A 25,762-nucleotide genomic window follows, 5' to 3' on the forward strand; every position below is an offset into this window, starting at 1 on the left:
AGGTCTTGCAAAACAACCCTGCAAGACCCCTTCCTTCGATTCATTTTGTCAATTATACATTACTTACAGCCGCAGTCTTTCTTTTTCTTTCTCTTATGGTTTTGCTTGTTTTGGTGTCCGTTGTCTCTGCTATAGTCATCTTCAGGGTGTCTTACATCACAATAGTGTCCGTCATGATGTCCATTTCCGTGATTATGATTATTTCTATGGCGTCTTCTATGAGAGTGTCGGCCGTCACAATCGTCCTCGTAGTCATCTTCATAATCTTTATCGTCTTCCTCACAATCCAGGTGACATTTAGGACTCTCTGATTGAGCAAGCATGACCAATCCATAATCCAATTCATTCACAACCTGTGTTTCTGTACCTGATACCTCCAATTGCACAGTCGGTGCTAATGTCCCTCCAAAGTGAGCAAATTGGAATCTTGCCGGCAGTAAACCGACCTCATCAATACTAATTCCTTGAAGATTGAAATTATCGATAAAGCTTAGGACTGAAAAGTCAGGAAGAACAAGCCATGAATAAGCCTGATACTCCTCCTGCGGAGGGTTTGCCAAGACCAATCCTCCATTATTTAATGGAACATAATCCCCTCTTAGCCCGCTCGCAACAAATCCATATAACCCATCCGGTCCAGGTCCTGGTTCAAGTCCAGGTGCGAAGGTAAACTTGTGACTATCCGTGAATAAATAGTAGTTTCCTCCTCTTACAACGATATGCGGACGCTCTGTTTGCTGATTATTGCAGGTTGCCTCAAGCAATGCCGGCAGAAGCTCCCATTCTGAATAATCATCGCTTCGGAGCAGGGCAATACCAATATTCCCTGTATAGTATCTTGCTTCAGGCGGTACATTAGGCCCGCAGTTAATATCACTTGCTGTTCCGGCGACATTTCCTTCGAATAACAAGTACTCACAGCCTGTTGCTGGATCTTTAAAGAAGAATGGGTCACGGAAAGCATAAATGATTCCACCGCTGGATTGCTCTTGTGTCTGATATAATACCCCATCAGGCTCTAAGATAATTTCATGCGGAGCAAAATTGACTAATCTCACCCCATCCAGGTTGGAAATATAGTCACTGCTCGTTAACGCAATCCGTTGTTCATACGTGATTTGAGCTTCTCCTCTTCTTCCTGTAGCGGTATAGAAATAATAGATTCTGCCATCCTCGTCAAGCATGGCTGAACCAGCCCATTGTCTTGAACCAAAAGCAGTCCCTTCTGCAAATACATATCCTCCCTGTATCCAATCAGCACCGTTTCGAGAATAGAAGTAGGCGATTCTCGCTATATCATGGCGCTTACCAGGAAGAACACTCTTCGGAGCAGATAAGGCAAACAATACTCTCCAGCCGCCTGGCAGCTCTGCTACCGACCCATCCTTTGTCATTAATGGCCACATATCCCATATAAACAAGTCTGGAGATATCCTAGGAAACGGCTCGTTAATAACATTGGTGACATTAGTAGACGTAATTCTGATTTGCTCCGATTGTTCCCTCGTCCACCTAGATGGGACAGCATCAATATGCTCTTCCAAGCAGCAATCAAAATCTTTCACAGGGTCATAGTTACAGAAATTCTTTACTTGCTTCTTTGAGAACCTTCTAAAGGTTACTGGGGTATTCCCTGATGAACCACTTGGGAAATTACGGTTAATGATTTGACTATCTAGCTGATTCATACTTCCCGGAACCGGAAAGTATTGTCTGCACCCCTTCATATAGTAGTGCTTGTTAGACAATCTACAACACTCCTTTTTATTTAGTTGTGTAAGCTTACATTCATACATTATGAAAAGGCGAAAGGCTTGTTCATGCTCTAACCTATTAATATTTTCGATTTACCGATAATTAATGCATTTGTACTAGCAAATCGAAAAAAATAATAGATTCCTATCTCTTATCGGCCGCTGCCGTTACGTTTGGGAAGCCTATTATTTGTTTCTAACTCTGAATCTGGCGTTCAGATAAACACGCATTTCAGCTTGCTCCCCTTCCGCCTTGCTTTATGAGTTTGTTTCCCGTTTATTAGGGTAAAAAATGGCAGGTGCCATATGTATGTGCCTTGACAACTAAGGAGGTAATAACATGAGAAAAACAGCCATTATCACTGGAGCAGGGAGCGGCTTAGGACAAGCTGCAGCCATTCGTTTAGCCAAAGAGGGGATTATTATTGCTGCCATTGATATCAATGAAAAGGGTGGTCATGAAACAGTCGAGACAGCTAAGCAAAATGGAGTGGATGCCCTATTTATTAAAGCTGATGTTTCAAATCCAGAAGATGTGAAGAGTTATGTTGAACAAACAATCGAACACTTTGGATCAATTGACTATTTTTTCAATAATGCAGGGATTTCCGGTAGCGGTTCTTATTTCCTTAATTCGAAGATTGAAGAGATCCAGCAAATCGTCAATATCAATTTAATGGGTGCCCTATATGGGGTTCGATATGTAGCAGAGGCGATGCTTAAAAACGGCGGCGGCTCTATTGTCAACACCGCTTCAAGCGCTGGGGTTATTGGACAGGATTCTGTCGTAACCTATTCCGCCACCAAGCATGGAATTATTGGTTTGACAAAGAGCATGGTCGCTGAATATGCTAAAGACGGCCTGCGTGTCAATGCCATTGCACCAGGTCCAACAGAAACGCCGATGGTCAAAGCCTTTTATGAAGCAAATCCTTCCATGAAGGAGAACGCCACAAAGGGAATTCCTCAAAGAAGGTTAGGGACTCCTGAGGAGGTAGCCGAACTTGTCACCTTCCTTCTTACCTCAGAGGCTCAGTATATTAACGGGGAAGTGATCCGGATTGATGGTGGGTTTACGAATACGAAGTAAATAAAATACCATTTGGCCTAGAGGTTTTCCTCTAGATGTTTTTTCATTTACCCCTTTTTGTAACCTTATACCGTGAGAAATTGCATTGATTGATAAGTGACTTCGATCATGTTCAAATAAAAAAGGACAACCAGCATAGGTAAACTGGTTGTCCTTTCAAGCCTTTATTTAGCTGCATCCTCTGTGTTCTCTTCCATATTAAAGCTGTCAGCAAATTCCTCGATTGCGCTTAACATGCCGCCGGTGGCAGCATCATAAAAGGCCTCATCCCCAACCACCTTCCATTCGCCGTCCACTTTCTTCATATGCACATCCACATTCGTTGTGATGAGGTTGTCCTGATTGTCATCGACCATTTTCTTAAACTTGGTGAGTAAGAATTCTTCCATTTCCGCATCAATCTCTTCCTCCGTTTTATCGGAGAATGCTAAGGACATTGATTGGATGAAAACCTCGCCCATCGCAGCACTAGTCGCTTCCTTTAAGTCAGCTTGCTCCATTTCAACTGCAATGGTTGCTGAATTTTCCTCTTCTTTCTTCACATCGCCAATCTTATAGGATAAGTGCTTAAATAAGTAGGCAAGAGCTTCCTCTGCTTTCTTCTCCTCTGCCAAATCCGTGACCGTATCTTCCATTGAAGAGCTATCCGCCCCCTCTTCTTCCACCACATATTTTTCCATCTTTTCCGAATCTCCAGATTTCATGGCTTCAAGGGCATTTTCCAGCGCAATCTTTCGTTCATCCTTCTCTGCTCCATGACTTGAGCAGCCAATCAGCAAAGTGGCCGTCAAAATAAAGAGCAAGAAAGCCGCAAAACGGTTATTCATGTTGCTTTTCCTCCTTGATGTTTCGTTCAAGCCCATATTCATTCTCTATTATTATCGTATATAAAATCTGTTTGTGCAAAATAAAAGAAAATCCTTTTGAATAGGCTGCCAGGAAGGAAATGTAAGTAAATCTAACATAACTTTCATCATTTTATAAAAAGATACGTGAGAAAAGTTAACAAAACACATGACAGATGAATAAAATGCTCGTATTCTAATGAAAATACATGTTCTTCAGAAGCGAAGATCATTGAGGATGAAAGGGTGAAACAAGATGAAGAATCGAAGAAATGAACAATTAGCGGAACTCATCATCCAATTGGATTTACTAAGGGATGAGTTGTATGAGGAATTGCTGGGACATTGCGGATCTCGCGCGGAGGATTTGCTCCGTCTTTTGCAAAACAGCGAGAATCATCGCCATATGTTCACTAGACAAATCCCCACTAACCATAAGGAAGCCTACATTGGGCTCCTGGAAGCCTTATTCATGTCTGCCGCAAACGAGAAAACGGCAGGATAAGCCGCTATCTCTATTCCCCCTCTATTCCCCCCATTGAACAGCCGTCAGGATTTTTCCTGGCGGCTGTTTTTGCCTATTTTCGCATTTGAAACTGAGCGTTGATCTGACCTTTGATCATCTCGTCGCGGATTTTTTTGCGGTTGTTTTCTGTTAAGAGCTTTTTCTTAATCTCAGAAGTTTGTACGCCTTCTTCTCTCTTCTCGGCGATCTTCATTAATGTTTCCACATCAGCAAAAGAATACTTCCTGACTCCCTTTTCCGTCCGTCCGGGAGCAAGCAGCCCGCGCTCTTCGTAATATCTGATTTTTCGAAGAGAAAGTCCAGTAAGTTCACTGACGATTCCAATCGAAATCACTTTTTTCTCTTTATAGGATGTCATAACTCCCTCCTTCATACGTAAGCACTTTATCTTTGCTATATAGATGATTATCTCTCAATGAAGCGTTTTCTCAAGATTTTTGGAAGAAGTCCTGACACATGTTTTTATCTTATTGAGAGATAGGTGCATGACTTTTTGCATTACCAATAGCCTTCAAGAAGATAACCAGCTATTAGAATTTTCTGTTTTTTTATTCCAATCAATGTGAGATAATATTCCATATTTATATTTATGAATGAGGTGAATACAGATGACACAGGAGTCTTCCTACAAGGACAAAAAGGTCATAACCATTGGTGTAGTCAGAGAACTGACCGGATTGACAGAAAGGCAGATCCGATATTATGAAGAACGGAAATTGATTTTTCCTGATCGGACGTCTGGGGGAAGCAGAAAATACTCGTTCACCGATATTGAGCTGCTCATGGAGATTGCTGAGAAAATCGAAGACGGAGTTCAGACATTTGAAATCAGGAAGGAAATGGTACGTAAGAAGAAGAAAGAAGATGAAGCAACACTCCGCAAGAAAATGCTTCAAGGTCAAATTAACGCCCAGTTCGGGATTCGAAAAATATAAGCTTACCATCTAAGACCGCTTGCAAAAGCATTACCTTAGTCCTAATCCAAAATCCATGTAAGGATTTCTAACATCATTGTAGAAATCCATTTTCCTTGATGCGACAATACAATTGCAGCAAGCGAAAAATAATGAATTGGAAGGTGAGGACTAATGGAAGAAACTTTATATTTAATGAACAGCCTCTGGATTATGATTTCTGCAATTTTAGTTATTTTGATGATTGGAGGCTTTATCCTGCTGGAGACAGGCTCCACTCGAATGAAGAATGCCGGGCATATCGCCGGCAAGACCATTCTGACATTCGGTATCTCCTCCATTGTCTTCTGGGCAGTTGGATACGGATTAATCTTTGGGGATGGCGGCGGACTAAGCAAGTTTATCGGTCTATCTGACTTCTTCTATTCCGGTGCGGAGGCTGAAGGTGCCGCCTATAATGGATCTGTATTCTTTGTATTCCAAACAGCGTTTGCTGGAATTGCCATGACAATCGCTTTCGGCGGATTCGCTGAAAGAGCGAAGATGGGCGTTTACCTCGTATTCGCCGTTTTATTCGCCGTATTGGTTTACCCGCCAATCGCTCATTGGATTTGGGGCGGCGGCTGGCTCGCTGAACACGGTAAACAAGATTTCGCCGGTTCAACTGTCGTTCACTTAACTGGCGCTATGGCAGCCCTTGCTGCAACCATTCTACTGAAACCACGGATTGGCAAATTCAATAAAGACGGCTCTGCCAATAATCTATATGGTCATAACCAAGTGTATACGGCACTTAGTGTATTGCTTTTATGGGTTGGCTGGTTTGGCTTCAATGCCGGCAGCACAGTCGCAGTCGATGCCGGATTCTTCGGATTTGTCGCATTGAACACGAACCTTGCCGCTGCAGCTGGAACGGTTGCCGCGATGATGATATCCTGGATTGTTCTTGGAAAGGCTGATGTATCCATGATGCTTAATGGTGCCTTAGCTGGTCTCGTTGCTATCACGGCTTCGTGTGCATTCGTTGATACATGGGGTGCTCTTGTCATCGGATTTGTCGCTGGTATTCTCGTATTCTACAGCATTCGTTTCTTTGAAGCCCGTAAGATTGATGATCCGATTTATGCCCTTTCCGTTCACGGAGCAGCCGGAATCTGGGGTACCTTATCCACTGGTTTCTTCGCTACAACTGAACTAGCTTCTGTCGGAAAGCCGGGATTGTTCTACGGCGGCGGTTTCGAACAATTAGGCGTTCAAGCATTAGGTGTAGCTGTTTGCGGCGCTTTCGCCTTCATCGTCTCCTACATTCTGTTATACATCATGAAATCTGTCATGGGAGGCCTTCGTGTGACAGAAGAAGAAGAAATCATGGGTCTTGATATAAGCGAACACGGGGTTTATGGATACCCGGAACAGCTTAAATCAGACACCGTCATCACACCATCTGAGAAATCAACCTCTATTGTCTAGACAAACAACGAGTATCCTATAGCAGCTTTCCAATGCTGACTTTCGCATCCCCCTTGGATTTGAGTTCTCATCCAAGGGGTTATGCCTGTTAAGGAGGGTTCTATGTCCGCTGTTACCAATCATTATTTAGATATACGCAGCTACCGGGATCAACGAATAGGGGAGCTTCCCCTCACTTCTGCTGTATTAAATGAACGCCATGACGATATCATACTGCGTACGATTCATAAATCAATGGAGCTTCATTCCTCTATCTATGGTCCCCCTCCCTCACCCTTTTGCTTCTTTTTGATGGGGAGTGCGGGTCGGAAGGAACAAGGTGTTTGGAGCGACCAAGACCACGGCATCATTTATGATAGCTCTTCCGATGAGACAAAGCTGTACTTCGTTTCTCTGGGTGAGGAAATTTCAGCTGGACTGGCGGTAACCGGCTATAAGCTATGTGACGGCAAGGTCATGGCAAGCAATCCTTTTTGGTGCCGCTCGAGGAAAGAATGGATGGAACAGGCGGAAGAATGGACAAATGATCAATCATGGGAATCTATTCGTCATCTTTTAACCTTTCTCGATGGGCGGTGCCTCATTGGGGAAGATGCCTACCTTATGGATGTCAAATCAGCCGCATACCACTTTATTCATCATAAAAGGTTAATCAGCCGGATGATGGAAAACACGATGCATGTCAAAAAAGCCGTCAATATGCTCGGCCAATTCCTTGTCGAGACACATGGGGCCTATTCCGGTCTTTTAAATATTAAGGAAACAGGGTTATTCCCTTATATTAATGCTGGACGCATTCTGGCCATATCAGAAAATCTTATGGAAACCTCCACTGCAATGCGTCTAAAGACACTCCCCTCCTCCATCCTATCTGAGGGAAGAAAGAAGTCTATCAGCGAGCAATTTATCAGACTGCAGGATTACCGTATTCAATTTGGGAATCACAAAGATTATGAATCTGGCCATTATCTATTTATTGACCGCTTAACGAAGGCAGAAAGGAAAGAATTAAAGGAACTCATTAAGGATGGACAACTGTTGAATGAATATGTACGCAAATTTGCAGAAAGGAAGGAGTACGATGGGGATGAATGATTTTATTCAATTCTTCCGAGGGATGGGCGGAAAGATCAGCTCAAATGTCTTGGCCGGCATGCAAGGACAGCCATCCGCACAAAGCATCTCCTTCCTTCGGCAGCTTGAAAAGGAGGTTCGTCAAAAGGATGATCTATCCTGTCCTCTAAAGGATTTAGAAGTCGTCGTCTTTGATATCGAAACAACCGGGTTTCATCCGGATAAAGGAGATCAAATCCTATCCATCGGTGCTGTAAAAATGAAAGGCGCAGCTTTTTGCGAGGAGGACACCTTTTATTCCTTAATCAAGAATGATGGCATCCTTTCCACTGAAATCCGTGCTTTAACCAATATTACCGATGAGCAGCTGCAGGATGCTCCTGAAGCTCACGAGGTTTTAATGCAATTCTTTCAATTTATTTCATCGAGGATTTTGATTGCCCACCATTCCAAGCATGAAATGGCGTTTATGCGAAAGATCACTTGGAATCTCATGAAAAAAAGGTTTCAGCATCGAATGATTGACACCTCCTTTCTGACCAATCTGTTGACCCCAGGACCGCAAACAATACGTACATTGGATCAACTATGCGAGGAATGCGGGATTGAGATAAAGAACCGGCATCATGCCCTTGGAGATGCCCTCATGACAGGGTCTATATGGGCTTATTATTTGCAGAAGGCTATCGATGAGGGATATAAAAATCTAGGTGATGTGTACAGCGAGCTTGCCAAGAAAAGAGGATGAAACAGGAAAAAAGAGCCCAATCAAATAGGCTCTTTTTCGTTCGTTTATTCATTTCCTTTTTTCACCCATTCAGCAACAGTGATGGTACGTTTGGCTTGATATTTCACAGCCTCTCGAACATCCTCAATCATTTTTCCATCCTGTCCGACCGTTACGCTTGTACCATACGGATTTCCTCCTGCTTTGAAGGTAGAAGGATCGGCATATCCCGGTGTTGCTACGATCGCACCCCAATGATACATCGTAGTGTACAAGGATAGGATGGTCGCCTCCTGACCGCCATGAGGGTTTTGAGCAGATGACATGGCACTGACCACCTTATTGACCAGTTTTCCATTAAACCAAAGCCCTCCTGTCGTATCAAGGAATTGCTTCATCTGGGATGGCATATTGCCAAACCGGGTCGGTACACTGAAGATGATGGCATCGGCCCATTCCAAATCATCAAGAGCAACCTCAGGCACTTCTTTTGTCGATTCGATAAAGGCTTTCCACTCCTGATTTGCCTCAATGACCGACTGCGGAGCAAGCTCAGGCACCTTCATGACTTTCACCTCAGCACCAGCCTCTATTCCGGCTTCCTCTGCCCATTTGGCAAGCTGATAATTCGTTCCGCCCACGCTGTAATAGATAATGGCCAATTTGATAGGCATATGACTCCTTCTCCTTTCCACCGTTTAATACGGTTGTGTATCCATTGCCTTCCTATTTATCTACCCTTTTTTTCCCTTTTACAAGCATCAATTCATTTCTCTTAAGCGAATCTCCATTAAGTTGCCTTCAATCTCTAATCTTCTGGGGTCATATTCCTCTGGAAGCATCAATGACTCTCCAAGATGCTGTATATCTTCATCAATCAGGAATCCTGGCGAATCGGTTGCAATCTCGAAAAGAATGTCCCCATGCTCACGGAAATAAACAGCCTTGAAATATTTCCGATCCTTGATGGGAGTCACCGCAAAGCCTTTGCTGATAATGGATTCACGAGCCTTTAATTGGTCCTCATTATCCATTGCTCTCCAGGCAATATGATGAACGGTTCCTGTTCCCATCCTCCCGCGCTCATGCTCTGACACATCCACATCAACCGTATTTCCATACTCTGCTTCACTGCGGTAGCGGACATAATGCCCTTCCTTGCCGACAACCTCAAAGCCCAATCCGTTCCTAAGCAGCCCCATCGTATGACTTGGAGAACTTGATAAAAGAATGGCACCTGCAAAGCCCTTTATTCCTGTATCTGGCCCCACGCCATTGAAATGCCAAATAGACTGCTCCCCTTCTGCGCGCTCGACCAATTCCAATTGAAGACCGTGTGGATCCCGAAAGGCTAGATAAGTCTCTCCAAAACGTGCATGCTTCCTGGATTTGACATGATATCGTTGAAATCTCTCCTCCCAGAATGGCATGGCCCCTTTAGGAATCGCAAAGCTTGTCACGCTGACCTGTCCTGTGCCAATGCGGCCCTTAAATCCTTTGTTCCAAGGAAAGAAGGTCATAACCGTCCCTGGTGATCCTTGATCATTGCCAAAATAAAGATGATACGTACCTGGGTCATCGAAGTTAACCGTTTTTTTCACTAGCCGCATACCAAGAACACTACCGTAAAAATCAAGATTTTCTTGAACGTTTCCTACGATAGCAGAAATATGATGGATACCCATTGTTTTAAACATGCCTGCCAACTCCCTTTGAATCAAATCTTTTATTGGATTTATTATCTCAAATTCGAGATAATTGTCAAATAAAAAAATCATTCACGCCTTGTTTTAGCATGTAAAAAGGTGATTCTTCCTCTCTTGAACCACCTTTTTAGTCAAATATATTTGATTAACGATTCATCTAAATCATTCCTTGTCTTCAAAAGATTTAATCTTTTCTTTCATAAAGTCCAAAACATCACCACGTAATGATGGATTCCTCAAGGCAAAATCAATCGTTGTCTTAATAAAGCCGATTTTATCCCCGACATCATAACGCGTTCCTTCAAAATCATAGGCAAATACACGCTGGATTTCATTCAGCTTTTGAATCGCATCGGTCAATTGAATTTCACCGCCCGCTCCAGGCTTCTGATTCTCAAGAAACATGAAGATCTCTGGCATCAATATGTATCGGCCTAGGATAGCAAGATTGGAAGGTGCCTTGCCCGAGGCTGGTTTTTCAATAAAATCATTCACCTCGTATAGCCTGTTTCCTCTTTGCTTACCTGGGTCTATGATTCCATACCGATGTGTCTCTGAATTCGGGACATGCTGAACACCGATAATGGAGGATAGAGTTTGGTCATATTGATTAATTAATTGCTTCAAGCACGGAGTCTCAGCAACGACTACATCATCTCCGAGTAAGACGGCAAATGGTTCATCCCCAATAAATTTCCGGGCACACCAAATGGCATGGCCTAATCCTTTCGGCTCCTTCTGACGAATATAATAAATGTCTACCTTTGACGGTGCTTGAACCTTCTCAAGCAATTCATACTTTTGCTTTTCCTCAAGATTGGCTTCAAGCTCGAAGGCATTGTCAAAATGATCTTCAATAGCCCGTTTTCCTTTACCCGTAACGATAATGATATCCTCAATACCTGAGCAGATTGCTTCCTCTACGATATATTGAATCGTTGGTTTATCGACAATCGGCAGCATTTCCTTTGGCATTGCCTTTGTGGCCGGTAAGAAACGGGTTCCCAAGCCAGCTGCTGGTATGATGGCTTTTCGCACTCTCCTCATGATTGACCTCCCCATATGCTTCATCAGTCATTACATCATTTTATAGGAAAAACCTTGTTCACATGACTATTGGAATGAATCAAAACATGAAACATCCAAAATCCTGGTTTCCCTATATGTCATCTTTCTCGCTTTATTCACCATCTTCATCCTTGCACTAAATCTCTTACAAGCAAACGGACAATATAAAAATATTCAGACAATATAATCTTAGCATAATGAAATTCCCCGTACAATCTGCTCCTATATACCAGTCGATAAGCCTTTAGCTGAAACACGCCAATCAATAGAATCTAAAAAAGCCTCCCGATCAGGAGACTTTAGGTTAGCTTACTTCAATTGTTTCAAAATCTACCTTCATGCTACTAATCTGAGCCTTTATCAAGCAACGAGTAATAGCAGCACCAAAATCCCTTGCATCAGCAAAACACCAGCAATGGATTTCTCATTCCTCAATGATTTATACGTCAATGCACCGAAAATGATCAAAATGATTGAGGCGATGGCCAGCCAAGTAATCATTTTGGCTGTAAATACAACGACAAATCCAGTTATGAAGAGTATCTGCAAAATCACAACGGCAAAAATGATTTTTTTTGCAGGATCTTCACGATGATTGGAAGCCCATAGGGCAAGCAGTAAAACAGTTAACACCGGGATGACAATTGATGCGAAAAATGCAATCCAATCCATTTGCATCCCCCTTTCTATAAAGGATGATTTCACCTAAGATGTTATCAGGAAAAGAAATATACAGTATTTTGTAAAACTTTGTCGTTTTTCCCTCTTCCTGTGTATCGTACCATATTTTTATCCCCTTCAATAGTAATATAGCTATCTCCTTAACTAAACAAATAATCTAGGAAGCTCCTTTATTAAGGTATAAATGCCCATGACCGACATAGCCGCCACAACTATACCACCTAAAAAAGTCATCCATATCGGCTGCTGATAATCACCAACAATCCTTTTTTGATAGCTGGCAATCAGCATAACCCCAAGAGCAATCGGCAGAATTAACCCATTCAGTGCCCCGGCAAGGACTAATACTTTTACAGGCTGTCCAATTAAAGCGAATACACCTGTTGAAATGACAATGAAGCTGATTGTAACCCAATTCTGATTCCGCGATACAGTGCTGCTGAATGTCTTAATGAAGGAAACAGATGTATAGGCCGCTCCTATGACACTTGTCACAGCTGCCGCCCACATAATAATCCCGAATATCTTGTAGCCAATATCTCCTGCAGCATGATGGAAGACGGAAGCGGCGGGATTTTCCGCGTCTAACACCAATCCTTGTGAGACGACCCCCAGTACGGAAAGAAATAGAAAGATTCGCATAATAGAGGCGAGTCCAATCTCACTGACCGCTCCTTTTGTCACTTCTGATACATGTTCCTTTCCCGACACCCCTGCATCAATCAAGCGGTGTCCGCCAGCGAATGTGATATACCCGCCAACTGTTCCGCCCACAAGGGTAACGATCGCCAATAAATCGATTTCCTCCGGCATGAAGGTCCTCGCAGCTGCTTCACCGACAGGAGGAGAGGCAGTAAACATCACATATAGCGTTAAGAAAATCATGACAAACCCCATGATTTGCGCAAAGCGGTCCATTGCTTTGCCCGCTTCCTTAATGAAAAAGATGCCCACTGCAACGAAACCGCTTAACACGGCCCCTAAACGGGGGTCAACACCAACGATGACATGTAAACCAAGTCCTGCACCAGCTATATTGCCGATATTAAATGCCAAGCCGCCCAAAACAATCATGGCTGCAAGGAAATAACCTAATCCAGGAAGCAATTCATTCGCTATGTCCTGCGCCCGCTTCTTGGATACGGCAATAATCCGCCATATATTCACCTGAGCCCCAAGGTCAATGATAATAGAAACAAGGATGACAAATCCCATGCTTGCTAGCAAGGTTTCCGTGAACACGGTTGTTTGTGTAAGAAAGCCTGGTCCAATCGCAGACGTGGCCATTAAGAAAGCTGCTCCAAGCAAGATACTTAAGCGTGATTCCTTCTTTTCCATTCATTCCTCACCCCCCTGAGTATCTTTAGGCTCGTTATTAGATAAATTCTGCTATTCTCTTAATCTCAATATTCTCTTTTCGCAATGCTTGATTAATTTGCTCCGCAAATCGCAGTGCGCTTGTTCCATCTCCATGGATGCAAACCGTTTGGGCGATGATCTCAATATCTGCTCCCTGCCTGGTTTGGACCTTTTTTTCCTTCACCATTCGGACAACTTGAGCAATCGCCTCATCCGAGTTTTCGATGACCGAGCCAAACGTCCTTCTAGAAGTCAACGACCCATCCTGCTGATAGGTGCGGTCTGAGAACACTTCACTTGCTGTCCGAAGACCGATTTTCGCACCCTCTTTAACCAGTTCACTTCCTGATAACCCAAATAAAATCAGCTCAGGGTCAACCTTATACACCGCTTCAGCAATCGCCTCTGAAAGCTTCGCGTCAATAGCGGCCATATTAAACAATGCCCCATGCGGCTTAACATGCTGAAGCGTCCCGCCCTCTGAGCGGACAAATGCATTCAAGGCGCCAATCTGATAGATGACGAGGTCATACACCTCCTCCGGACTGACCTGCATTTCCCTTCTTCCAAACCCGACTAGGTCTTGAAAACCCGGATGAGCGCCGATTCCAACATTCCTCTCTAATGCCAGACGAACGGTTTTCTTCATCGTGGCCGGATCTCCCGCATGAAAGCCGCAAGCAATATTGGCAGACGTAATATATCCTAATATGGCTTCATCTGATCCCATTTGATAATTTCCGAAGCTTTCTCCCATATCACAATTAATGTCAATCACGTACACATTAAATCCCCCTTATGAGTACTTCATCTGTATGGCCCTCTTTAGAATTTTCAGCTCCCGCTCCTGTTCAAGCAACAGTCGCTGTGCCTCCTTTAGACTAATCATCTCGAAGGTCAATCGATCTCCTGGCTTTGCTTGGGCGACAACCGCCTGATCGACCGTTGCCACTTGAGCAATCTTCGCATAACCGCCAAGCGTCTGGCTGTCAGCCATTAGAATAATCGGCTGTCCGTCTGCCGGAACTTGAATCGTCCCAAATGATACGGCCTCTGAGATGAATTCAGTTTGCTTTTTCAAGCTTAAACGCTCCCCTTCAAGCCGGTATCCCATGCGATCGGATTCAGGCTTTACGATGAATTCCTTTTTGATTAAGGCAGCCCTGCTTTCCTCTGTAAAGGCATCATAATCGAGACCAGGAAGGACCCGAACATTCTTCCTTGTCCCGCCATCATGCAGGCGGAATGACTCTGCTGACCACTTCATTGGTCCAGTCCATCTGATTGGTTTGGCAGCCTTAAGCTGGATTTCGTCCCCTTTTTCAAGTGCTCTTCCTTTATAGCCCCCAATTCCGGCCCTTAGGTAAGTGGACTTGCTATGCATGACATGTTCAATGGAAAATCCGCCATGGACCGCTAAATAACATCTCAGCCCGTTTTTTGGATGACCGAACGACAGTACATCCCCATCATCCACCAATAACGGACGATACATCTTAACCGGCTGTCCATTAACAGCAGGAGAGAAATGACCGCCAGTCATTGCGATGACTGCCTTTTCCTGAAAGCGTATAACAGGCCCGCCCATCGTAATTTCGACTGTTTCTGTTTCCTCTGGATTGAGCACTAGCATATTGGCTATCCGGTGTGCAGTCTGATCCATCGCTCCACTCGCAATAATCCCATACTGTTTGTAGCCAGTCCTGCCTAAATCTTGAATCGTCGTTAATAATCCCGGCTTTTCAATAATCAAGAATGCTCCCCTCCCAACGAAAGATATTCTTCATAGCTAATGGGGTTAAATTTGATTTGGTCGCCTGCTTGCAGCAAGGCAGGAGGTTCTTTATCAGGGAGAAAAAGAGAATAAGGGGTTCTGCCGATTAATTGCCAGCCGCCAGGGGATTCAATCGGATAAATCCCTGTCTGCTCACCGGCTATTCCGACACTCCTTGAAGGAATCTTAAGCCTAGGAGTTTCTTTGCGTGGTGTTGCGATTTCTTTTTTCATGCCGCCCATATAGGGAAAGCCAGGAGCAAATCCAAGCATATAGACGACATACTCTCCGCTCGCATGCAGTTCAATAACCTCTTCCTCAGATAGTTTGTGATAGTGTGCTACATAAGCAAGGTCCGGCCCGAGCTCCCCTCCGTAACAAACTGGAATCTCCATGAACCTCTCTTTTTTACTTTCTGTTCCTTGTCTGTCAGATAGGATTTCTTCAAGCCTCATCCTGGCTGTTTCATAAGGAGATTGACCATCCTTATGGAGCCAGTCTAATTGAACAGGGTCATAGAAAACGGCGATTGAGGCAAAGCTTGGAACGATTTCAATCAGCCAATCCTCCTCGACTTGTTCAAGCCGCCTGGAAGCCTTCATGACCTTTTCATATTCTTGCTGACCTATTGCAGAGCCGCATTTAATCATGACAGCCTTGTCTCCTAAAGGAGAAAATGTATACGTCACGTTCACCACTCCTTGCGTTGATTGTTTCGGTAACTTAGTACAAATCGCCTTAACTTCCATTTACCACCAGAATACAAGTTTAATGTCTGATTAATCAATAAATTTCGACGCTATTAAACACAATGTTTGCACATAGAACCATCGAACCATCATACTAGGTATATAAAAAAACCCTTACATACGTCATGCAAGACGATTTGTACAATGGATATTCTTTTTTGTAATATAATAATTAGCTAGATAACATCATAAGGAGGATTTAACATGAATGAGGTTATACGCACAATGCAGGCACATCGTTCTTACCGTTCCTATCTAGACAAGCAAGTGGATGAAAGTCAGCTAGAACATATCATCCAATGTGTTCAAGCGGCACCTAGCTGGATTAACGGTCAGCAGGTTTCTATCATTGCCGTTAAAGAACCTGAGCGCAAACAGAAGCTCGCCATGTTATGTGGAAACCAGAAATATGTTGAAGAAGCACCAGTATTTCTTGTCTTCTGTCTCGATTTCTACCGGGCCTATTTAGCGAGCCAAATGGAAGGAACCCCCTTTGAAATAAGCAATAACATCGATACATTGCTTGTCGGGGCAACAGATGTCGGCATTGCCTTAGGTACTGCCGTTACGGCCTCGGAATCCTTTGGTTTAGGCACGGTTGCCATCGGCGGTATTAGACGGAACCTTGAGGAGGTCATCGAGGAGTTAAATCTGCCCCCTTATGTCCTTCCGGTAGCAGGGCTGTGCATCGGCCACCCTGCCGAAGACCCGGGTCTTAAACCGCGTCTCCCAGAAGAGGCTGTCGTTCATGAAGAACAGTATCAGCAGGATCTATTGCCTGCCCTAGAGAATTACAACACTACCTATCGCGCCTATTTAGAAGAGCGTTCCAAAGGCAGCCGCAGCGGTACTTGGACAGAGGCTGTAGCAAACTTCTACAGCAAGCAGTATTATCAAGGCATTGAAGAAGCGCTAAAAAAACAGCAGCTGCCTCATAGTAAATAAGGCATCAAAACATTCACTCCATCCGGAAATACACTTTCCGGTGGAGTGTTTCTTTTTACTGCAGTTTTTCACTTGAAAATAATCTCTTCGCGTTAGCTTCTCCCATAAAATGGGTAGATGTGAATAGTCATATATTCATATAGCCATTTTTATCCTCGAGTGTTAATATATGAAACAACAGCCTACTTTATGGTAAGATAGCAATAACTATCATTATCCCCCTTTTAATGGTAGAGTTCTTTCCTAAATGGCTGACCCCTCAAAGCTATTATTCTAGGAATCGACATCAATTTTAGGAGGTTACAAATGAACTTAACAAAAAAAATTATTATTGGCTTGGTACTGGGTGCTGCCGTTGGTCTCATCCTAAATATTTACTCCCCTTCCTTATTTACACAACTTGATATGTATCTTTTCAGCCCACTCGGGACTATCTTCATCAATCTAATTAAATTACTCGTCGTTCCAATCGTTCTCTTTTCCATCATTTTAGGTGTAGCCGGTTTAGGAGATCCCAAAAAGCTTGGCTCCATCGGTCTTAAGACGGTTACGTATTTCTTGATTACAACAGCCATGGCCATCATGCTTGCGATGATGCTGGCTACCGTCATCTCACCAGGAACGAAAGGAGAATTCGATACTTCTAAAGCTGAGTTCTCAGCAGAAGAAGCCCCATCTATCGCAGAGACCCTGCTCGGAATTATTCCAAGCAACCCGTTTCAAGCCATGGTTAACGGAGATATGCTTCAAATCATCTTCTTCGCCGCCTTGATTGGATTCGCTTTGACAGCCTTAGGCAAGAAAACGGAAGGCATTGTTAAGCTGATTGAACAAGGAAACGATGTCGTCATGTTCCTCGTCACATGGGTAATGAAATTGGCGCCATATGGAACTTTTGGTCTGATTGCCACTGCAGTCGGAAGCCAAGGCTACAGTGCAATGAAAGCCATGGGTCTTTATATGATTGTCGTTGTGATTGCTCTTGTTATTCATACAATCGTTGTCTACGGCGGCACGATTCTATTTGTTGCCAAGAAAAACCCTCTTTGGTTCTTTAAAGGCTTCGCACCGGCAATGACATTAGGATTCAGTACCTCCAGCAGTAACGCCACTCTTCCTGTATCAATGGAAACGGCTCAGGATAATCTTGGAGTCAGGAAAGAGATTTCAAGCTTCGTTCAGCCTTTAGGTGCCACGATTAATATGGACGGAACGGCTATCATGCAAGGGGTTGCGACCATCTTTATTGCACAAGTGTATGATGTGAACCTTACCTTTACAGCGCTTATTACCGTCGTCATTACGGCTGTATTAGCGAGTATCGGAACGGCCGGCGTGCCTGGTGTCGGACTGATCATGCTTGCGATGGTTTTGACATCGGTTAACCTCCCTGTCGAAGGAATCGGCTTGATACTTGGGATTGACCGTTTGCTTGATATGGCAAGAACCTCTGTCAATATTACCGGTGATGCAGCATGCGCCGTGATGATTGACCAGCAAGAACGAAAGAAAGAAAAAAAGAATGCTTCTTCCTCTGACACAGTAGAAGCTTAACAAACGATAGAAGTCCCGGTTTGCTAGATGATCTAGAAACCGGGGCTTTTGTCTGTGTGGGCATGTACTCCATGCAAAACCCCCGCCTGATTTTTTCAGCGAGGGTTTTGCGAATTACCTATTATAGATTATCTGTGTCAATTCGATTTTTTGGATAGGTTCTCTTCTTATCCAAATCGTCTTTTTCATGTAAATTAGAATCATCTAAACGTGTATCAGCCGTCACGGAAAGATCATCAGCCCGGCTCATATTCCCGACTGTTTGACTTTTTCGCTCCTCTTCACGTGCTTTCTCTTCATTTCGATTGGCATATAAGCCGCTATTATGAGTCGTTTGGTCATTCAGACCTGTCTCCATCATGCCTGCAGCCCCTTCATCCACAAGGATAAGGATCTTGCCATTATCAACATCTTCCGCAAGGCGCTCTGCCTCTACACCTTGAATCCCTTTCGCCATTAACCTGTCCTCAATTCGTTCAGTTGAATCTACCGAGAAAAAGCTGGCAATCTTGTCCATAAAGGATTCACCAGTAGCTGCTTCGGTATCCACATCACTATTCGGTGCTTCCTTCGTAAAGCGAAGGCGGTCAGCCTTATCTGCCAAGATGGTAATATCAGATCCATCCGCTCCTTTATACTTAAGAGCATTCACTGCCTGTAAAGCTTCTTCCTGCGTATCATATTTTCCGTAAACGATTTTTGCCATGTTTATTCTCTCCTTTTCTTTCGGATAAAATAGTTGTACACTAGCTTCATTCGTTTCTCCCATACCCTTTTGAATTATCCACCGGGTATATGTATGGTGATTCCCTTTCATCCTCAATGGAAAACCTTGACAAGGAAAAAATAACGATAAACTTTTAACATTGGAATGATTATACATACATAGAGGAGGCTTTTTAGGATGGATGCCGTATTTCAAACAAAATCAGCTGTCTTTAACTACCGAACCGCCGCTGTTTGGATTGAGGATGGGCATATACTATTACACCGGCAAGCTGACGATAACTATTGGGCATTGCCAGGAGGAAGAGTCAAGATTGGAGAGGATTCCATGACATCCTTGAAAAGAGAATTGAAGGAGGAGCTCGGAGCCGACGCTGAAGTTGATCAACTGGTATCGTTTACAGAGAATTTCTTTGAATACAAAAATGCCCCCTTTCATGAGATAGGCCTTTATTATTCCGTCACGCGAAAAGGATCCTCTATTCTAAAGCATGGTCCCTTTTTCGGACTTGAGGGTGAACGGCTGATCTATCAATGGGTACCGCTTGAGGAGCTTTCCTCTTTAACCGTGTATCCAGCATTTCTACAGGAGGGACTATTAAAGATGCCTGCTTCAACTGAACATTTAGTGTTACATACATAAATCAACAATGACTCACTTTGGAAGTGATGAACGATCTAGGTAAATTCATCATAACAAGTCACAACGCATTATGATTGATCAGATGAAATGATACCGACATCTTGAATATTTCATCATACCAGCTGTCAATCAGGCAGCTGGTATGGAATATAAGGATAGGTATTACCTTCAGAAGGAAAGCGGCACAGTTTATTTTTCACCATTATAAAGGGATTCACTAATACTCCAAGCGAAATAAAGCTGTCAATAACCCTTCAATCGCCATGACATCATTTTGATTTGTTGACTCCATCTTCCTTATCTCAATCTTTTTAAAATCATGAAAGATTGCTCGAAGTTTATCCTCGGTAAATCCGAGCCCGCCATTAAGACTGCGTATTCTGTATACATCCCAATCTGTCAAATCCGCCCCTCCATACTTTCCTCCCACAGTAAAACAAGTTAATCCATAAAAGCCATTAGGCTTTAAAGCCCTTCTCACTAAATGTAAATAGCTCATTCTGCGGTGCGGTGCTATATGATGGAAGCACCCCGAATCATAAACAATATCATATGAGCCTTCCTCGATGTCCAATTCAAAAAGGTTTTTCTTGATAAAAGTTACGGGCAAATTATTTTCCTTCACCCTTTCCCTGCCCCAATTCAATGCCTCTTCTGATAGGTCTACGGCATCAACTGAACATCCATTTTCAGCAAAATAAATAGCGTTTCTTCCTGGGCCGCAGCCCAATTCAAGCACTCTCATTCCTGACTGAAACCACTTATTCCTGAAGTATTTAACTAGGTTTTCATCCGGATGGTTTGGAAAAAAAGGAATCTCTCGATCACGATTGGAATAAAAATCATCCCAATTAAAGCGGGCATTCTCTTTTAATAACTGATCCAGCATCATTAATAAGTCATCATAAGTATGGATCGTTTCCATTAAACATCCCCCTTTTCATCTACCTCATAATTGTATCAATATCTCCTTTACGCATTGTTAAGCGATGATTAAAAATAGATTATTTCAATCGTAAACCCATATCTGAAAACAGATGAAAACATAGCCGTAGGAACCCATTCACACACCAAAATGGGTTCTTTGCTAACAGGCAAGGGGAATGTATGCTTTTTATCAAATTCTTCTCTATGAAGCTGATAAACCCTTTTAAATCCATATCTGTTTGTTGAAATGACCGTCGAGTATGACAAATTTTACAAAAGCATGACAGTGCTCCTCATACACACCGCTTCTTATTCCTTTATGGATATATATCATTAAAATTCCATATTCCTTTAAAAAGAAAAGCAGCTAAGAATAGCCGCTTCAGATTGTATACAAAATCCATTTAGTATTTGTTCTAATGTTTTTTAATCTTGCGCTTCATTTGTAGGGGCAGAATGGACTCGGGCGAACCGTGGGGGAAGCTGCTTTCGCCAGCTCTCATTCGGCAAGAGCTCCCTTCAGCCTGCCTACTTCTCCGTACCGAGAGTCCCGCCCATCCTGCAGAAAAGGCTTATAAAAGAGAGCAGGAGAGATTTGTCTGTGAAGGAACGATCAAAAAATCAAACAAAGGACTGAGAATATATTTATTCTCAGTCCTTTTTCTCCATAATGACCCTATCAAGAGGATTTTCCAAGTCCCTCTAGAATGAAAGTGATCACTTGTTCGATTTCATTTTCGCTTATGGATTGTTTATTTAATAAAACAAAATTTGTGACAAACATTCCACCTATGACGGTAATGAGCATTTTTTGAATGATTTCATTCGGTACGTCTTTCATTTCATCCCTTTGTTTAAATTGTTCAATCACTTTTGTTAGATGATTTGACCCAACTTCTACGGCAAAGGGAAGTAATTCGTTTCTAAGCTCTTCTTTATAAAACATTTCCTTAACGAACACTTGAAATATTTCTCTGTTTTCAGCGAGAAATGCGCTGCGATCCGTTATTAAAGTTCTTAAAAACTCTTCAAATGTGCATTTATCATTCATGAGATGTCCAACAAGCTCATCTACCTTCAAAGGGAAAAAATCTTTTAGAAATGGAACCATTATCGACAATAATAGATTTTCCTTCGTGCCATAATGTTTAAAGATTGTCCCTTCAGCTACGCCTGCTTTTTTCGCTATTTCAGCTGTCGATGTATTTGAATATCCTTTTTCCGCAAAAGATGTAATAGCAACTTCAATAATTTTCTGTTGCTTAACCGTTTGTTTATTGGATTTTTCAAGCATTTTAGCCATTTCATCCAGTAGATTATTATGTTTCATTGAAATCACCATCTTTGCATAAGACTATATCGCTTTCGTATTATAGCTTACGATACTTTTTCAAAGCAAACAAATTCAATACGATAAACACTGCTGCAAAAGCCAAGAGGATATATACGTCATGACTAATGTCTGCTAATGTTAATCCTTGATACATGACTCCTTTTAATGCGTCCGCTGCATAATACATCGGCATAAATCTCGCAAATACTTGTAACCAATCAGCCATCGCCTCAATGGAGAAGATTCCTGAAAAGAATACTTGCGGCACGATGACGAGCGGAATGAATTGAATCATTTGAAATTCAGAGCTCGCAAAGGAGGATAGCAGGATGCCAAGCGACAAGGCGACAAGGGCGATAACGACGTTTATCAATATAACATTCCACATTGAACCAACCAAAACCATATCTAACACATTTATTGAGAACAACACAATAATAATCGTTTGAATCAGGGCTAGAATACCATAACCGATGAGATAAGCGGCCACTACTTCCCCTCTTCGAATAGGAGTTGTCAATAATCGATCCAGCGTACCTGTCGTTCTTTCATTTAACAGCCCAATTCCAGCAATTAAGAAGACAAAGAAGAAGACGAAAAAGCCAACTAAAACAGGGTTAATCGTATCAAAGATCTCCGTATCGCTGCTTCCATAAACATACTCTGTTTTGATTATATCCTGTGTTGTTGTTTTGCTTGGTGCTTTGGTTGGTCCTAGCATTTGGGCTTGAACTTCTTGGCCATAGATTTGCTTAACCTTCATTTCTAAACTTTTTGTTAATGATGGATCGTTATTTAGCAATGTTAAGGTTGCTTTGGCATCTGATGCTTGTAAAAGTCCATCTAAATTATCCTCTAAAATTATTTTGTCTATGTCAGATGCTTCGTCATATTCTTTTACCTCAATATCTGCCTCCCGCATTTTTTCGATTAGTTGTTGATCCCCATCCACAATTCCCAATGTAGGTTCAATCGTTTTACCATCAAAGACATAATTCATCAGTGTTAAAACTAATAATGGAGCCACAAATAAAAGCGCCATTGTCCGCTTATCTCGGATGATTTGTATTAATATTCTTTTAACCAGTGCTGCTATCCTCATTTTGATTGCCTCCCAGCTTGCAAAAAGGCCTCGTCTAAACTATTAACCTTGTATTTTTCTTTTAATTGACGAGAGGTTCCAGAAGCAATAATGGACCCATCTCGTACCATTGCGATGCAGTCACATCTTTCTGCTTCATCCATTACGTGAGTGGTCACAATGATGGTTTTCCCTTCCTCCCTTTTCAATCGTACTAGCTCATTCCAGATACTCAGTCTTAATTCAGGATCTATTCCAACAGTAGGCTCATCCAATATCAACACTTGAGGATTTTGAATTAAAGCAATGGCAAGAGATAGCCGGCGCTTCATGCCTCCGGAGTAGGCAGACACTCTTTTATTAAGATCTTCGGTTAAGTTGACTAATTCTGCCACATAGGCAATACGCTTCTGTTTTTCCATTTTGTCTAATTTAAAGAGCGATGCAAAAAACATAAGATTCTCCTTACCGGTAAGAGCCGTATATAGAGCATCTGATTGTGCCATATATCCGACCTGCTGCAGGATATTCAAGTTAGGCATTTTTTCACCTAATAAATATATTGAACCCTCATCTGGGGTATCCATTCCAACCATCATCTTGATTAGGGTTGTTTTACCAGCTCCAGAAGGCCCGATAAAACCATAAATACTGCCCTCTTTTATATCGATGTTGACATCTTTTACGACCACTTTTTTGCTGAAACTTTTCGTTACTTTTTGAACGTGAATGGTATTCGTTTCACTCATAATACGGACCCTCCTTCAAAAAAGTGAGTGTTTACTCACCTGGATTTATTATAAGTCTATGTTAATCCCTTTTCAATAAAAAAGTGAGTAATCACATACTTTTTTTATCGCTTATTCCATCTTATCCGGCTTCACATTGTTCCCTTGGAAGATTTGTAAATTTAACCTCAAATAAAACTGCTTATATCCTCTTTTTTCCTCTTTGCCATACGATGTTCAATATTAATAGGACTTTCATTTTCTTCCGCCCTGTCCTATATGTCGCATGAAAAAAAGAGCTGAACAATCAGCTCTTGATAGGGAAGTATAAATTGATATGTATAACATTCTTTTAATTTCATTTTCCTCTTTTTTATCATACTTTACAGCTTTAGATGAGCCTCCTCAACGGAAAACTTATAGAATCGGAAATATTGTTATTCACTAAAATTAAACCTAAAAATCAGGGTTTGCTACCATTCGCTCTGGCCTATCCTCAAAACCAGATCCCTTTGTTCGCCATATATACCAACAATAACAATCCGGCAAACAGCAATAAATAACGTAGCCTTTTTGGAACCAAGGACAGCCATTTAACCGTTATGCCCTGACCAAGCTGCGGCTTTTTCTTTTGGTTATCCTCCATTTAACTCCTCCTCATTACCGTGCTTATTTTCCAGTCCCGTGATTGCTGTTTATTTATAAATAAAACTAGTCTTTGCAGAAAGACTAGTTTTTGTTTCTCTGACTATGCATCGTCTATGATTTAGTTATTGATGTACTTCTCATATACTTCGCCAAAGTCTTTTACAGAATAGTTCTCTTTATTTGTTTTCAGCCATTCAAAGGTAAACTCCGTAATTCCTTTATAGGATTCGAATACAGAGGCTTCCTCTGAACGGGAGCTTTGAATGGATTGCACCGCTCTATCTAAGCTTTGATTGGAGAACCCAAGGGCAAGCTCGTTTTCATAATTGATTTCTGAAATGCGAACGAGTGCCTTGTACAAATCTTTCAGTTGTTCTATTTGGCTCTTTTTCACGTCAATATCGAACGGAATATTGCCAATCGTAAATTTAATCTCAACATCAAGGTCAATCTTGCCTGCCGTCTCAAGCATCACATTCGAAATCTTGTGTTGGGCATATGGATAGCGCTTAAGTACTCTCTTCGATGAAACGGCACTGTCCCCATCCACATGAATAACAGCTAAGTTCGTAAAGCAATACTCATCCGCCTTCGTTTTAATAAGAAAATAAATCTGTTCCCCGTCCTCATGCATGACGTAATCGTCGGCTTCAGTCTTGTCATAATCCGCCTTTGAAATGATCGTACCAACATCGGACAAGCCTAATGCATCTGAAGCGATTTTCTTTAACATAATGAGTTTCCCCTTTCCATATTCCTAGCCTAATTATAGCATTTATTTAGCAGGCTTGTCGTTTCCTTCTATATCGACAATAAACTTTCTATTCTTACATGAAATAAATGAATACAACGGTATTCGACTATTCAAATTTGTCATAGTTTAGGGAAGCTGAATAATCTATCTGGTTGGTATGACTGAACTGTCTTCTACGATTGTTTTCACAATCTCAAGCTCTGACATTTCTTTCGTAATGATTCTTTCCCTTTCATCGCCTAGATAATCATGTGGATTCCACCATTTCCTCAATTCGGTTTCTCCAAATGCCAACTTTTTTGAACGGGTTTGATGCCGCTTAACTGTTTCCTCAAATGGCAAATCAAAGTAATAGATAAGGGCTTTTCCTTGATAATAGTCAATCAAATCGCAGAGCATATCTCCATATCGTTCCTTGCTCAAAATCCCCTCTAAAATGACATATTCACATTGGCCCTTCCCATATTTCGTGATTTGACGGATTAATTCAATCGAAAGATTTTTCTTTCTGTCCCGCACATTCAGCATATCTCGTCGAATGACATCCTGTGATACGAGCAAAGTCCCCTCTCCCCATTGCTTTTGAAGATGTTTCGCAATGGTCGTCTTTCCACTCCCCGAATTTCCTCGAAGGATAATAAGCGTTGTCTCCATAGCAGCCTCTCCTTTCTATCCATTATCTCAAA

General features: G+C 42.3%; 28 protein-coding genes. 9 read left to right on the forward strand and 19 right to left on the reverse strand.

Annotation, left to right across the window (positions count from 1 at the left end; translation table 11 throughout):
* Window positions 1–59 precede the first annotated feature (59 nt).
* On the reverse strand, window positions 60–1,748 hold the full coding sequence (locus AC622_RS09955) for a glycoside hydrolase family 68 protein (RefSeq protein WP_053103743.1): 1,689 nt from the start codon (window positions 1,746–1,748) through the stop codon (window positions 60–62).
* Between the two features lie 346 nt (window positions 1,749–2,094).
* Here AC622_RS09955 and AC622_RS09960 point away from each other — a divergent pair, with 346 nt between their 5' ends.
* Complete coding sequence (locus AC622_RS09960) at window positions 2,095–2,844, forward strand: SDR family NAD(P)-dependent oxidoreductase (protein WP_049670936.1); 750 nt, start codon at window positions 2,095–2,097, stop codon at window positions 2,842–2,844.
* A 164-nt stretch (window positions 2,845–3,008) separates the two neighbouring features.
* Here AC622_RS09960 and AC622_RS09965 read toward each other — a convergent pair whose 3' ends face one another.
* Window positions 3,009–3,671, reverse strand: a complete 663-nt coding sequence (locus AC622_RS09965; RefSeq protein WP_049670937.1) for a hypothetical protein — start codon at window positions 3,669–3,671, stop codon at window positions 3,009–3,011.
* A 274-nt stretch (window positions 3,672–3,945) separates the two neighbouring features.
* Between AC622_RS09965 and AC622_RS09970 the strand changes: the two genes are divergently transcribed.
* On the forward strand, window positions 3,946–4,194 hold the full coding sequence (locus tag AC622_RS09970; protein ID WP_049670938.1) for a hypothetical protein: 249 nt from the start codon (window positions 3,946–3,948) through the stop codon (window positions 4,192–4,194).
* A 73-nt stretch (window positions 4,195–4,267) separates the two neighbouring features.
* On the opposite strand, the gene AC622_RS09975 is transcribed toward AC622_RS09970, so the two are convergent.
* Window positions 4,268–4,573 (reverse strand): MerR family transcriptional regulator, encoded by a 306-nt coding sequence (locus AC622_RS09975; RefSeq protein WP_049670939.1) that lies wholly within the window; start codon window positions 4,571–4,573, stop codon window positions 4,268–4,270.
* A 250-nt stretch (window positions 4,574–4,823) separates the two neighbouring features.
* Between AC622_RS09975 and AC622_RS09980 the strand changes: the two genes are divergently transcribed.
* The 4 genes from AC622_RS09980 to AC622_RS09995 all read left to right on the forward strand — a co-directional run bounded on the left by AC622_RS09980 (window position 4,824) and on the right by AC622_RS09995 (window position 8,421).
* A complete protein-coding gene (locus tag AC622_RS09980) occupies window positions 4,824–5,150 on the forward strand; it encodes a MerR family transcriptional regulator (RefSeq protein WP_049670940.1) in 327 nt (108 codons plus the stop codon).
* A 153-nt stretch (window positions 5,151–5,303) separates the two neighbouring features.
* On the forward strand, window positions 5,304–6,599 hold the full coding sequence (locus AC622_RS09985; RefSeq protein WP_049670941.1) for an ammonium transporter: 1,296 nt from the start codon (window positions 5,304–5,306) through the stop codon (window positions 6,597–6,599).
* A 102-nt stretch (window positions 6,600–6,701) separates the two neighbouring features.
* Window positions 6,702–7,694, forward strand: a complete 993-nt coding sequence (locus tag AC622_RS09990; RefSeq protein ID WP_082197111.1) for a DUF294 nucleotidyltransferase-like domain-containing protein — start codon at window positions 6,702–6,704, stop codon at window positions 7,692–7,694.
* A complete protein-coding gene (locus tag AC622_RS09995) occupies window positions 7,687–8,421 on the forward strand; it encodes an exonuclease domain-containing protein (RefSeq protein ID WP_231589507.1) in 735 nt (244 codons plus the stop codon). The genes AC622_RS09990 and AC622_RS09995 overlap by 8 nt, the downstream gene beginning before the upstream one ends.
* 44 nt (window positions 8,422–8,465) lie before the next feature.
* Here AC622_RS09995 and wrbA read toward each other — a convergent pair whose 3' ends face one another.
* From wrbA to pxpB, 8 genes are all read right to left on the reverse strand, one after another.
* Window positions 8,466–9,074 (reverse strand): NAD(P)H:quinone oxidoreductase, encoded by a 609-nt coding sequence (wrbA, locus tag AC622_RS10000; protein WP_049670943.1) that lies wholly within the window; start codon window positions 9,072–9,074, stop codon window positions 8,466–8,468.
* 87 nt (window positions 9,075–9,161) lie between these two features.
* Window positions 9,162–10,097, reverse strand: coding sequence for a ring-cleaving dioxygenase (locus AC622_RS10005; protein WP_049672890.1), 936 nt, complete (start codon window positions 10,095–10,097; stop codon window positions 9,162–9,164).
* Window positions 10,098–10,268: 171 nt separating this feature from the next.
* On the reverse strand, window positions 10,269–11,153 hold the full coding sequence (galU, locus tag AC622_RS10010) for a UTP--glucose-1-phosphate uridylyltransferase GalU (RefSeq protein ID WP_049670944.1): 885 nt from the start codon (window positions 11,151–11,153) through the stop codon (window positions 10,269–10,271).
* Window positions 11,154–11,534: 381 nt separating this feature from the next.
* A complete protein-coding gene (locus tag AC622_RS10015; protein ID WP_049670945.1) occupies window positions 11,535–11,846 on the reverse strand; it encodes a hypothetical protein in 312 nt (103 codons plus the stop codon).
* A gap of 153 nt (window positions 11,847–11,999) precedes the next feature.
* Window positions 12,000–13,193 (reverse strand): NRAMP family divalent metal transporter, encoded by a 1,194-nt coding sequence (locus AC622_RS10020; protein ID WP_049670946.1) that lies wholly within the window; start codon window positions 13,191–13,193, stop codon window positions 12,000–12,002.
* Between the two features lie 37 nt (window positions 13,194–13,230).
* Window positions 13,231–13,998, reverse strand: a complete 768-nt coding sequence (locus tag AC622_RS10025; RefSeq protein WP_049670947.1) for a LamB/YcsF family protein — start codon at window positions 13,996–13,998, stop codon at window positions 13,231–13,233.
* A gap of 12 nt (window positions 13,999–14,010) precedes the next feature.
* Window positions 14,011–14,967 (reverse strand): biotin-dependent carboxyltransferase family protein, encoded by a 957-nt coding sequence (locus AC622_RS10030; protein WP_049670948.1) that lies wholly within the window; start codon window positions 14,965–14,967, stop codon window positions 14,011–14,013.
* Complete coding sequence (gene pxpB / locus AC622_RS10035; RefSeq protein ID WP_269431781.1) at window positions 14,964–15,677, reverse strand: 5-oxoprolinase subunit PxpB; 714 nt, start codon at window positions 15,675–15,677, stop codon at window positions 14,964–14,966. The genes AC622_RS10030 and pxpB overlap by 4 nt, the downstream gene beginning before the upstream one ends.
* Window positions 15,678–15,941: 264 nt before the next feature.
* Here pxpB and AC622_RS10040 point away from each other — a divergent pair, with 264 nt between their 5' ends.
* Together AC622_RS10040 and AC622_RS10045 are read left to right on the forward strand one after the other, a co-directional pair.
* On the forward strand, window positions 15,942–16,682 hold the full coding sequence (locus AC622_RS10040; RefSeq protein ID WP_049670949.1) for an NADPH-dependent oxidoreductase: 741 nt from the start codon (window positions 15,942–15,944) through the stop codon (window positions 16,680–16,682).
* 306 nt (window positions 16,683–16,988) lie between these two features.
* Complete coding sequence (locus tag AC622_RS10045; RefSeq protein WP_049670950.1) at window positions 16,989–18,236, forward strand: dicarboxylate/amino acid:cation symporter; 1,248 nt, start codon at window positions 16,989–16,991, stop codon at window positions 18,234–18,236.
* 121 nt (window positions 18,237–18,357) lie between these two features.
* Here AC622_RS10045 and AC622_RS10050 read toward each other — a convergent pair whose 3' ends face one another.
* Window positions 18,358–18,942 carry a general stress protein gene (locus AC622_RS10050; RefSeq protein WP_049670951.1) on the reverse strand — a complete coding sequence of 195 codons (585 nt, stop codon included), beginning with the start codon at window positions 18,940–18,942 and terminating at the stop codon, window positions 18,358–18,360.
* A gap of 198 nt (window positions 18,943–19,140) precedes the next feature.
* Here AC622_RS10050 and AC622_RS10055 point away from each other — a divergent pair, with 198 nt between their 5' ends.
* Entirely contained in the window at window positions 19,141–19,605 is a 465-nt protein-coding gene (locus AC622_RS10055; protein ID WP_049670952.1) for an NUDIX hydrolase, read from the forward strand.
* A gap of 217 nt (window positions 19,606–19,822) precedes the next feature.
* Here AC622_RS10055 and AC622_RS10060 read toward each other — a convergent pair whose 3' ends face one another.
* The 7 genes from AC622_RS10060 to AC622_RS10090 form a co-directional block, all read right to left on the reverse strand.
* Complete coding sequence (locus AC622_RS10060; RefSeq protein ID WP_049670953.1) at window positions 19,823–20,530, reverse strand: class I SAM-dependent methyltransferase; 708 nt, start codon at window positions 20,528–20,530, stop codon at window positions 19,823–19,825.
* Between the two features lie 681 nt (window positions 20,531–21,211).
* Window positions 21,212–21,862: a TetR/AcrR family transcriptional regulator gene (locus AC622_RS10070; RefSeq protein WP_049670955.1), complete on the reverse strand. Its 651-nt coding sequence runs from the start codon at window positions 21,860–21,862 to the stop codon at window positions 21,212–21,214.
* Window positions 21,863–21,902: 40 nt separating this feature from the next.
* Entirely contained in the window at window positions 21,903–22,967 is a 1,065-nt protein-coding gene (locus AC622_RS10075) for an ABC transporter permease (RefSeq protein WP_049670956.1), read from the reverse strand.
* Window positions 22,964–23,695, reverse strand: coding sequence for an ABC transporter ATP-binding protein (locus AC622_RS10080; RefSeq protein WP_049670957.1), 732 nt, complete (start codon window positions 23,693–23,695; stop codon window positions 22,964–22,966). The genes AC622_RS10075 and AC622_RS10080 overlap by 4 nt, the downstream gene beginning before the upstream one ends.
* A gap of 475 nt (window positions 23,696–24,170) precedes the next feature.
* Window positions 24,171–24,320 carry a hypothetical protein gene (locus AC622_RS21010; RefSeq protein ID WP_156185607.1) on the reverse strand — a complete coding sequence of 50 codons (150 nt, stop codon included), beginning with the start codon at window positions 24,318–24,320 and terminating at the stop codon, window positions 24,171–24,173.
* A gap of 120 nt (window positions 24,321–24,440) precedes the next feature.
* Window positions 24,441–25,055 (reverse strand): PH domain-containing protein, encoded by a 615-nt coding sequence (locus AC622_RS10085; protein WP_049670958.1) that lies wholly within the window; start codon window positions 25,053–25,055, stop codon window positions 24,441–24,443.
* A 165-nt stretch (window positions 25,056–25,220) separates the two neighbouring features.
* Window positions 25,221–25,730 (reverse strand): kinase, encoded by a 510-nt coding sequence (locus tag AC622_RS10090; protein ID WP_049670959.1) that lies wholly within the window; start codon window positions 25,728–25,730, stop codon window positions 25,221–25,223.
* Window positions 25,731–25,762: the final 32 nt, after the last annotated feature.

This window comes from Bacillus sp. FJAT-27916, from assembly GCF_001183965.1.
In the GTDB taxonomy this organism is placed as follows: Bacteria; Bacillota; Bacilli; order Bacillales; family Pradoshiaceae; genus Pradoshia.

What these genes read in the sequence shown, in the direction of transcription:
- AC622_RS09985 (WP_049670941.1), top strand. Translation starts at nt 5,304, where the DNA reads ATGGAAGAAACTTTATATTTAATGAACAGCCTCTGGATTATGATTTCT.
- AC622_RS10045 (WP_049670950.1), top strand. Translation starts at nt 16,989, where the DNA reads ATGAACTTAACAAAAAAAATTATTATTGGCTTGGTACTGGGTGCTGCC.
- AC622_RS09995 (WP_231589507.1), top strand. Translation starts at nt 7,687, where the DNA reads ATGAATGATTTTATTCAATTCTTCCGAGGGATGGGCGGAAAGATCAGC.
- AC622_RS10020 (WP_049670946.1), bottom strand. Translation starts at nt 13,193, where the DNA reads ATGGAAAAGAAGGAATCACGCTTAAGTATCTTGCTTGGAGCAGCTTTC.
- AC622_RS09970 (WP_049670938.1), top strand. Translation starts at nt 3,946, where the DNA reads ATGAAGAATCGAAGAAATGAACAATTAGCGGAACTCATCATCCAATTG.
- AC622_RS10055 (WP_049670952.1), top strand. Translation starts at nt 19,141, where the DNA reads ATGGATGCCGTATTTCAAACAAAATCAGCTGTCTTTAACTACCGAACC.
- AC622_RS09960 (WP_049670936.1), top strand. Translation starts at nt 2,095, where the DNA reads ATGAGAAAAACAGCCATTATCACTGGAGCAGGGAGCGGCTTAGGACAA.
- wrbA (WP_049670943.1), bottom strand. Translation starts at nt 9,074, where the DNA reads ATGCCTATCAAATTGGCCATTATCTATTACAGCGTGGGCGGAACGAAT.
- AC622_RS10090 (WP_049670959.1), bottom strand. Translation starts at nt 25,730, where the DNA reads ATGGAGACAACGCTTATTATCCTTCGAGGAAATTCGGGGAGTGGAAAG.
- AC622_RS09990 (WP_082197111.1), top strand. Translation starts at nt 6,702, where the DNA reads ATGTCCGCTGTTACCAATCATTATTTAGATATACGCAGCTACCGGGAT.
- AC622_RS09980 (WP_049670940.1), top strand. Translation starts at nt 4,824, where the DNA reads ATGACACAGGAGTCTTCCTACAAGGACAAAAAGGTCATAACCATTGGT.
- AC622_RS21010 (WP_156185607.1), bottom strand. Translation starts at nt 24,320, where the DNA reads ATGGAGGATAACCAAAAGAAAAAGCCGCAGCTTGGTCAGGGCATAACG.
- AC622_RS10005 (WP_049672890.1), bottom strand. Translation starts at nt 10,097, where the DNA reads ATGTTTAAAACAATGGGTATCCATCATATTTCTGCTATCGTAGGAAAC.
- AC622_RS10070 (WP_049670955.1), bottom strand. Translation starts at nt 21,862, where the DNA reads ATGAAACATAATAATCTACTGGATGAAATGGCTAAAATGCTTGAAAAA.
- AC622_RS09965 (WP_049670937.1), bottom strand. Translation starts at nt 3,671, where the DNA reads ATGAATAACCGTTTTGCGGCTTTCTTGCTCTTTATTTTGACGGCCACT.
- AC622_RS10050 (WP_049670951.1), bottom strand. Translation starts at nt 18,942, where the DNA reads ATGGCAAAAATCGTTTACGGAAAATATGATACGCAGGAAGAAGCTTTA.
- AC622_RS10015 (WP_049670945.1), bottom strand. Translation starts at nt 11,846, where the DNA reads ATGGATTGGATTGCATTTTTCGCATCAATTGTCATCCCGGTGTTAACT.
- AC622_RS10075 (WP_049670956.1), bottom strand. Translation starts at nt 22,967, where the DNA reads ATGAGGATAGCAGCACTGGTTAAAAGAATATTAATACAAATCATCCGA.
- AC622_RS10085 (WP_049670958.1), bottom strand. Translation starts at nt 25,055, where the DNA reads ATGTTAAAGAAAATCGCTTCAGATGCATTAGGCTTGTCCGATGTTGGT.
- AC622_RS10040 (WP_049670949.1), top strand. Translation starts at nt 15,942, where the DNA reads ATGAATGAGGTTATACGCACAATGCAGGCACATCGTTCTTACCGTTCC.
- AC622_RS10060 (WP_049670953.1), bottom strand. Translation starts at nt 20,530, where the DNA reads ATGGAAACGATCCATACTTATGATGACTTATTAATGATGCTGGATCAG.
- AC622_RS10080 (WP_049670957.1), bottom strand. Translation starts at nt 23,695, where the DNA reads ATGAGTGAAACGAATACCATTCACGTTCAAAAAGTAACGAAAAGTTTC.
- galU (WP_049670944.1), bottom strand. Translation starts at nt 11,153, where the DNA reads ATGAGGAGAGTGCGAAAAGCCATCATACCAGCAGCTGGCTTGGGAACC.
- AC622_RS09975 (WP_049670939.1), bottom strand. Translation starts at nt 4,573, where the DNA reads ATGACATCCTATAAAGAGAAAAAAGTGATTTCGATTGGAATCGTCAGT.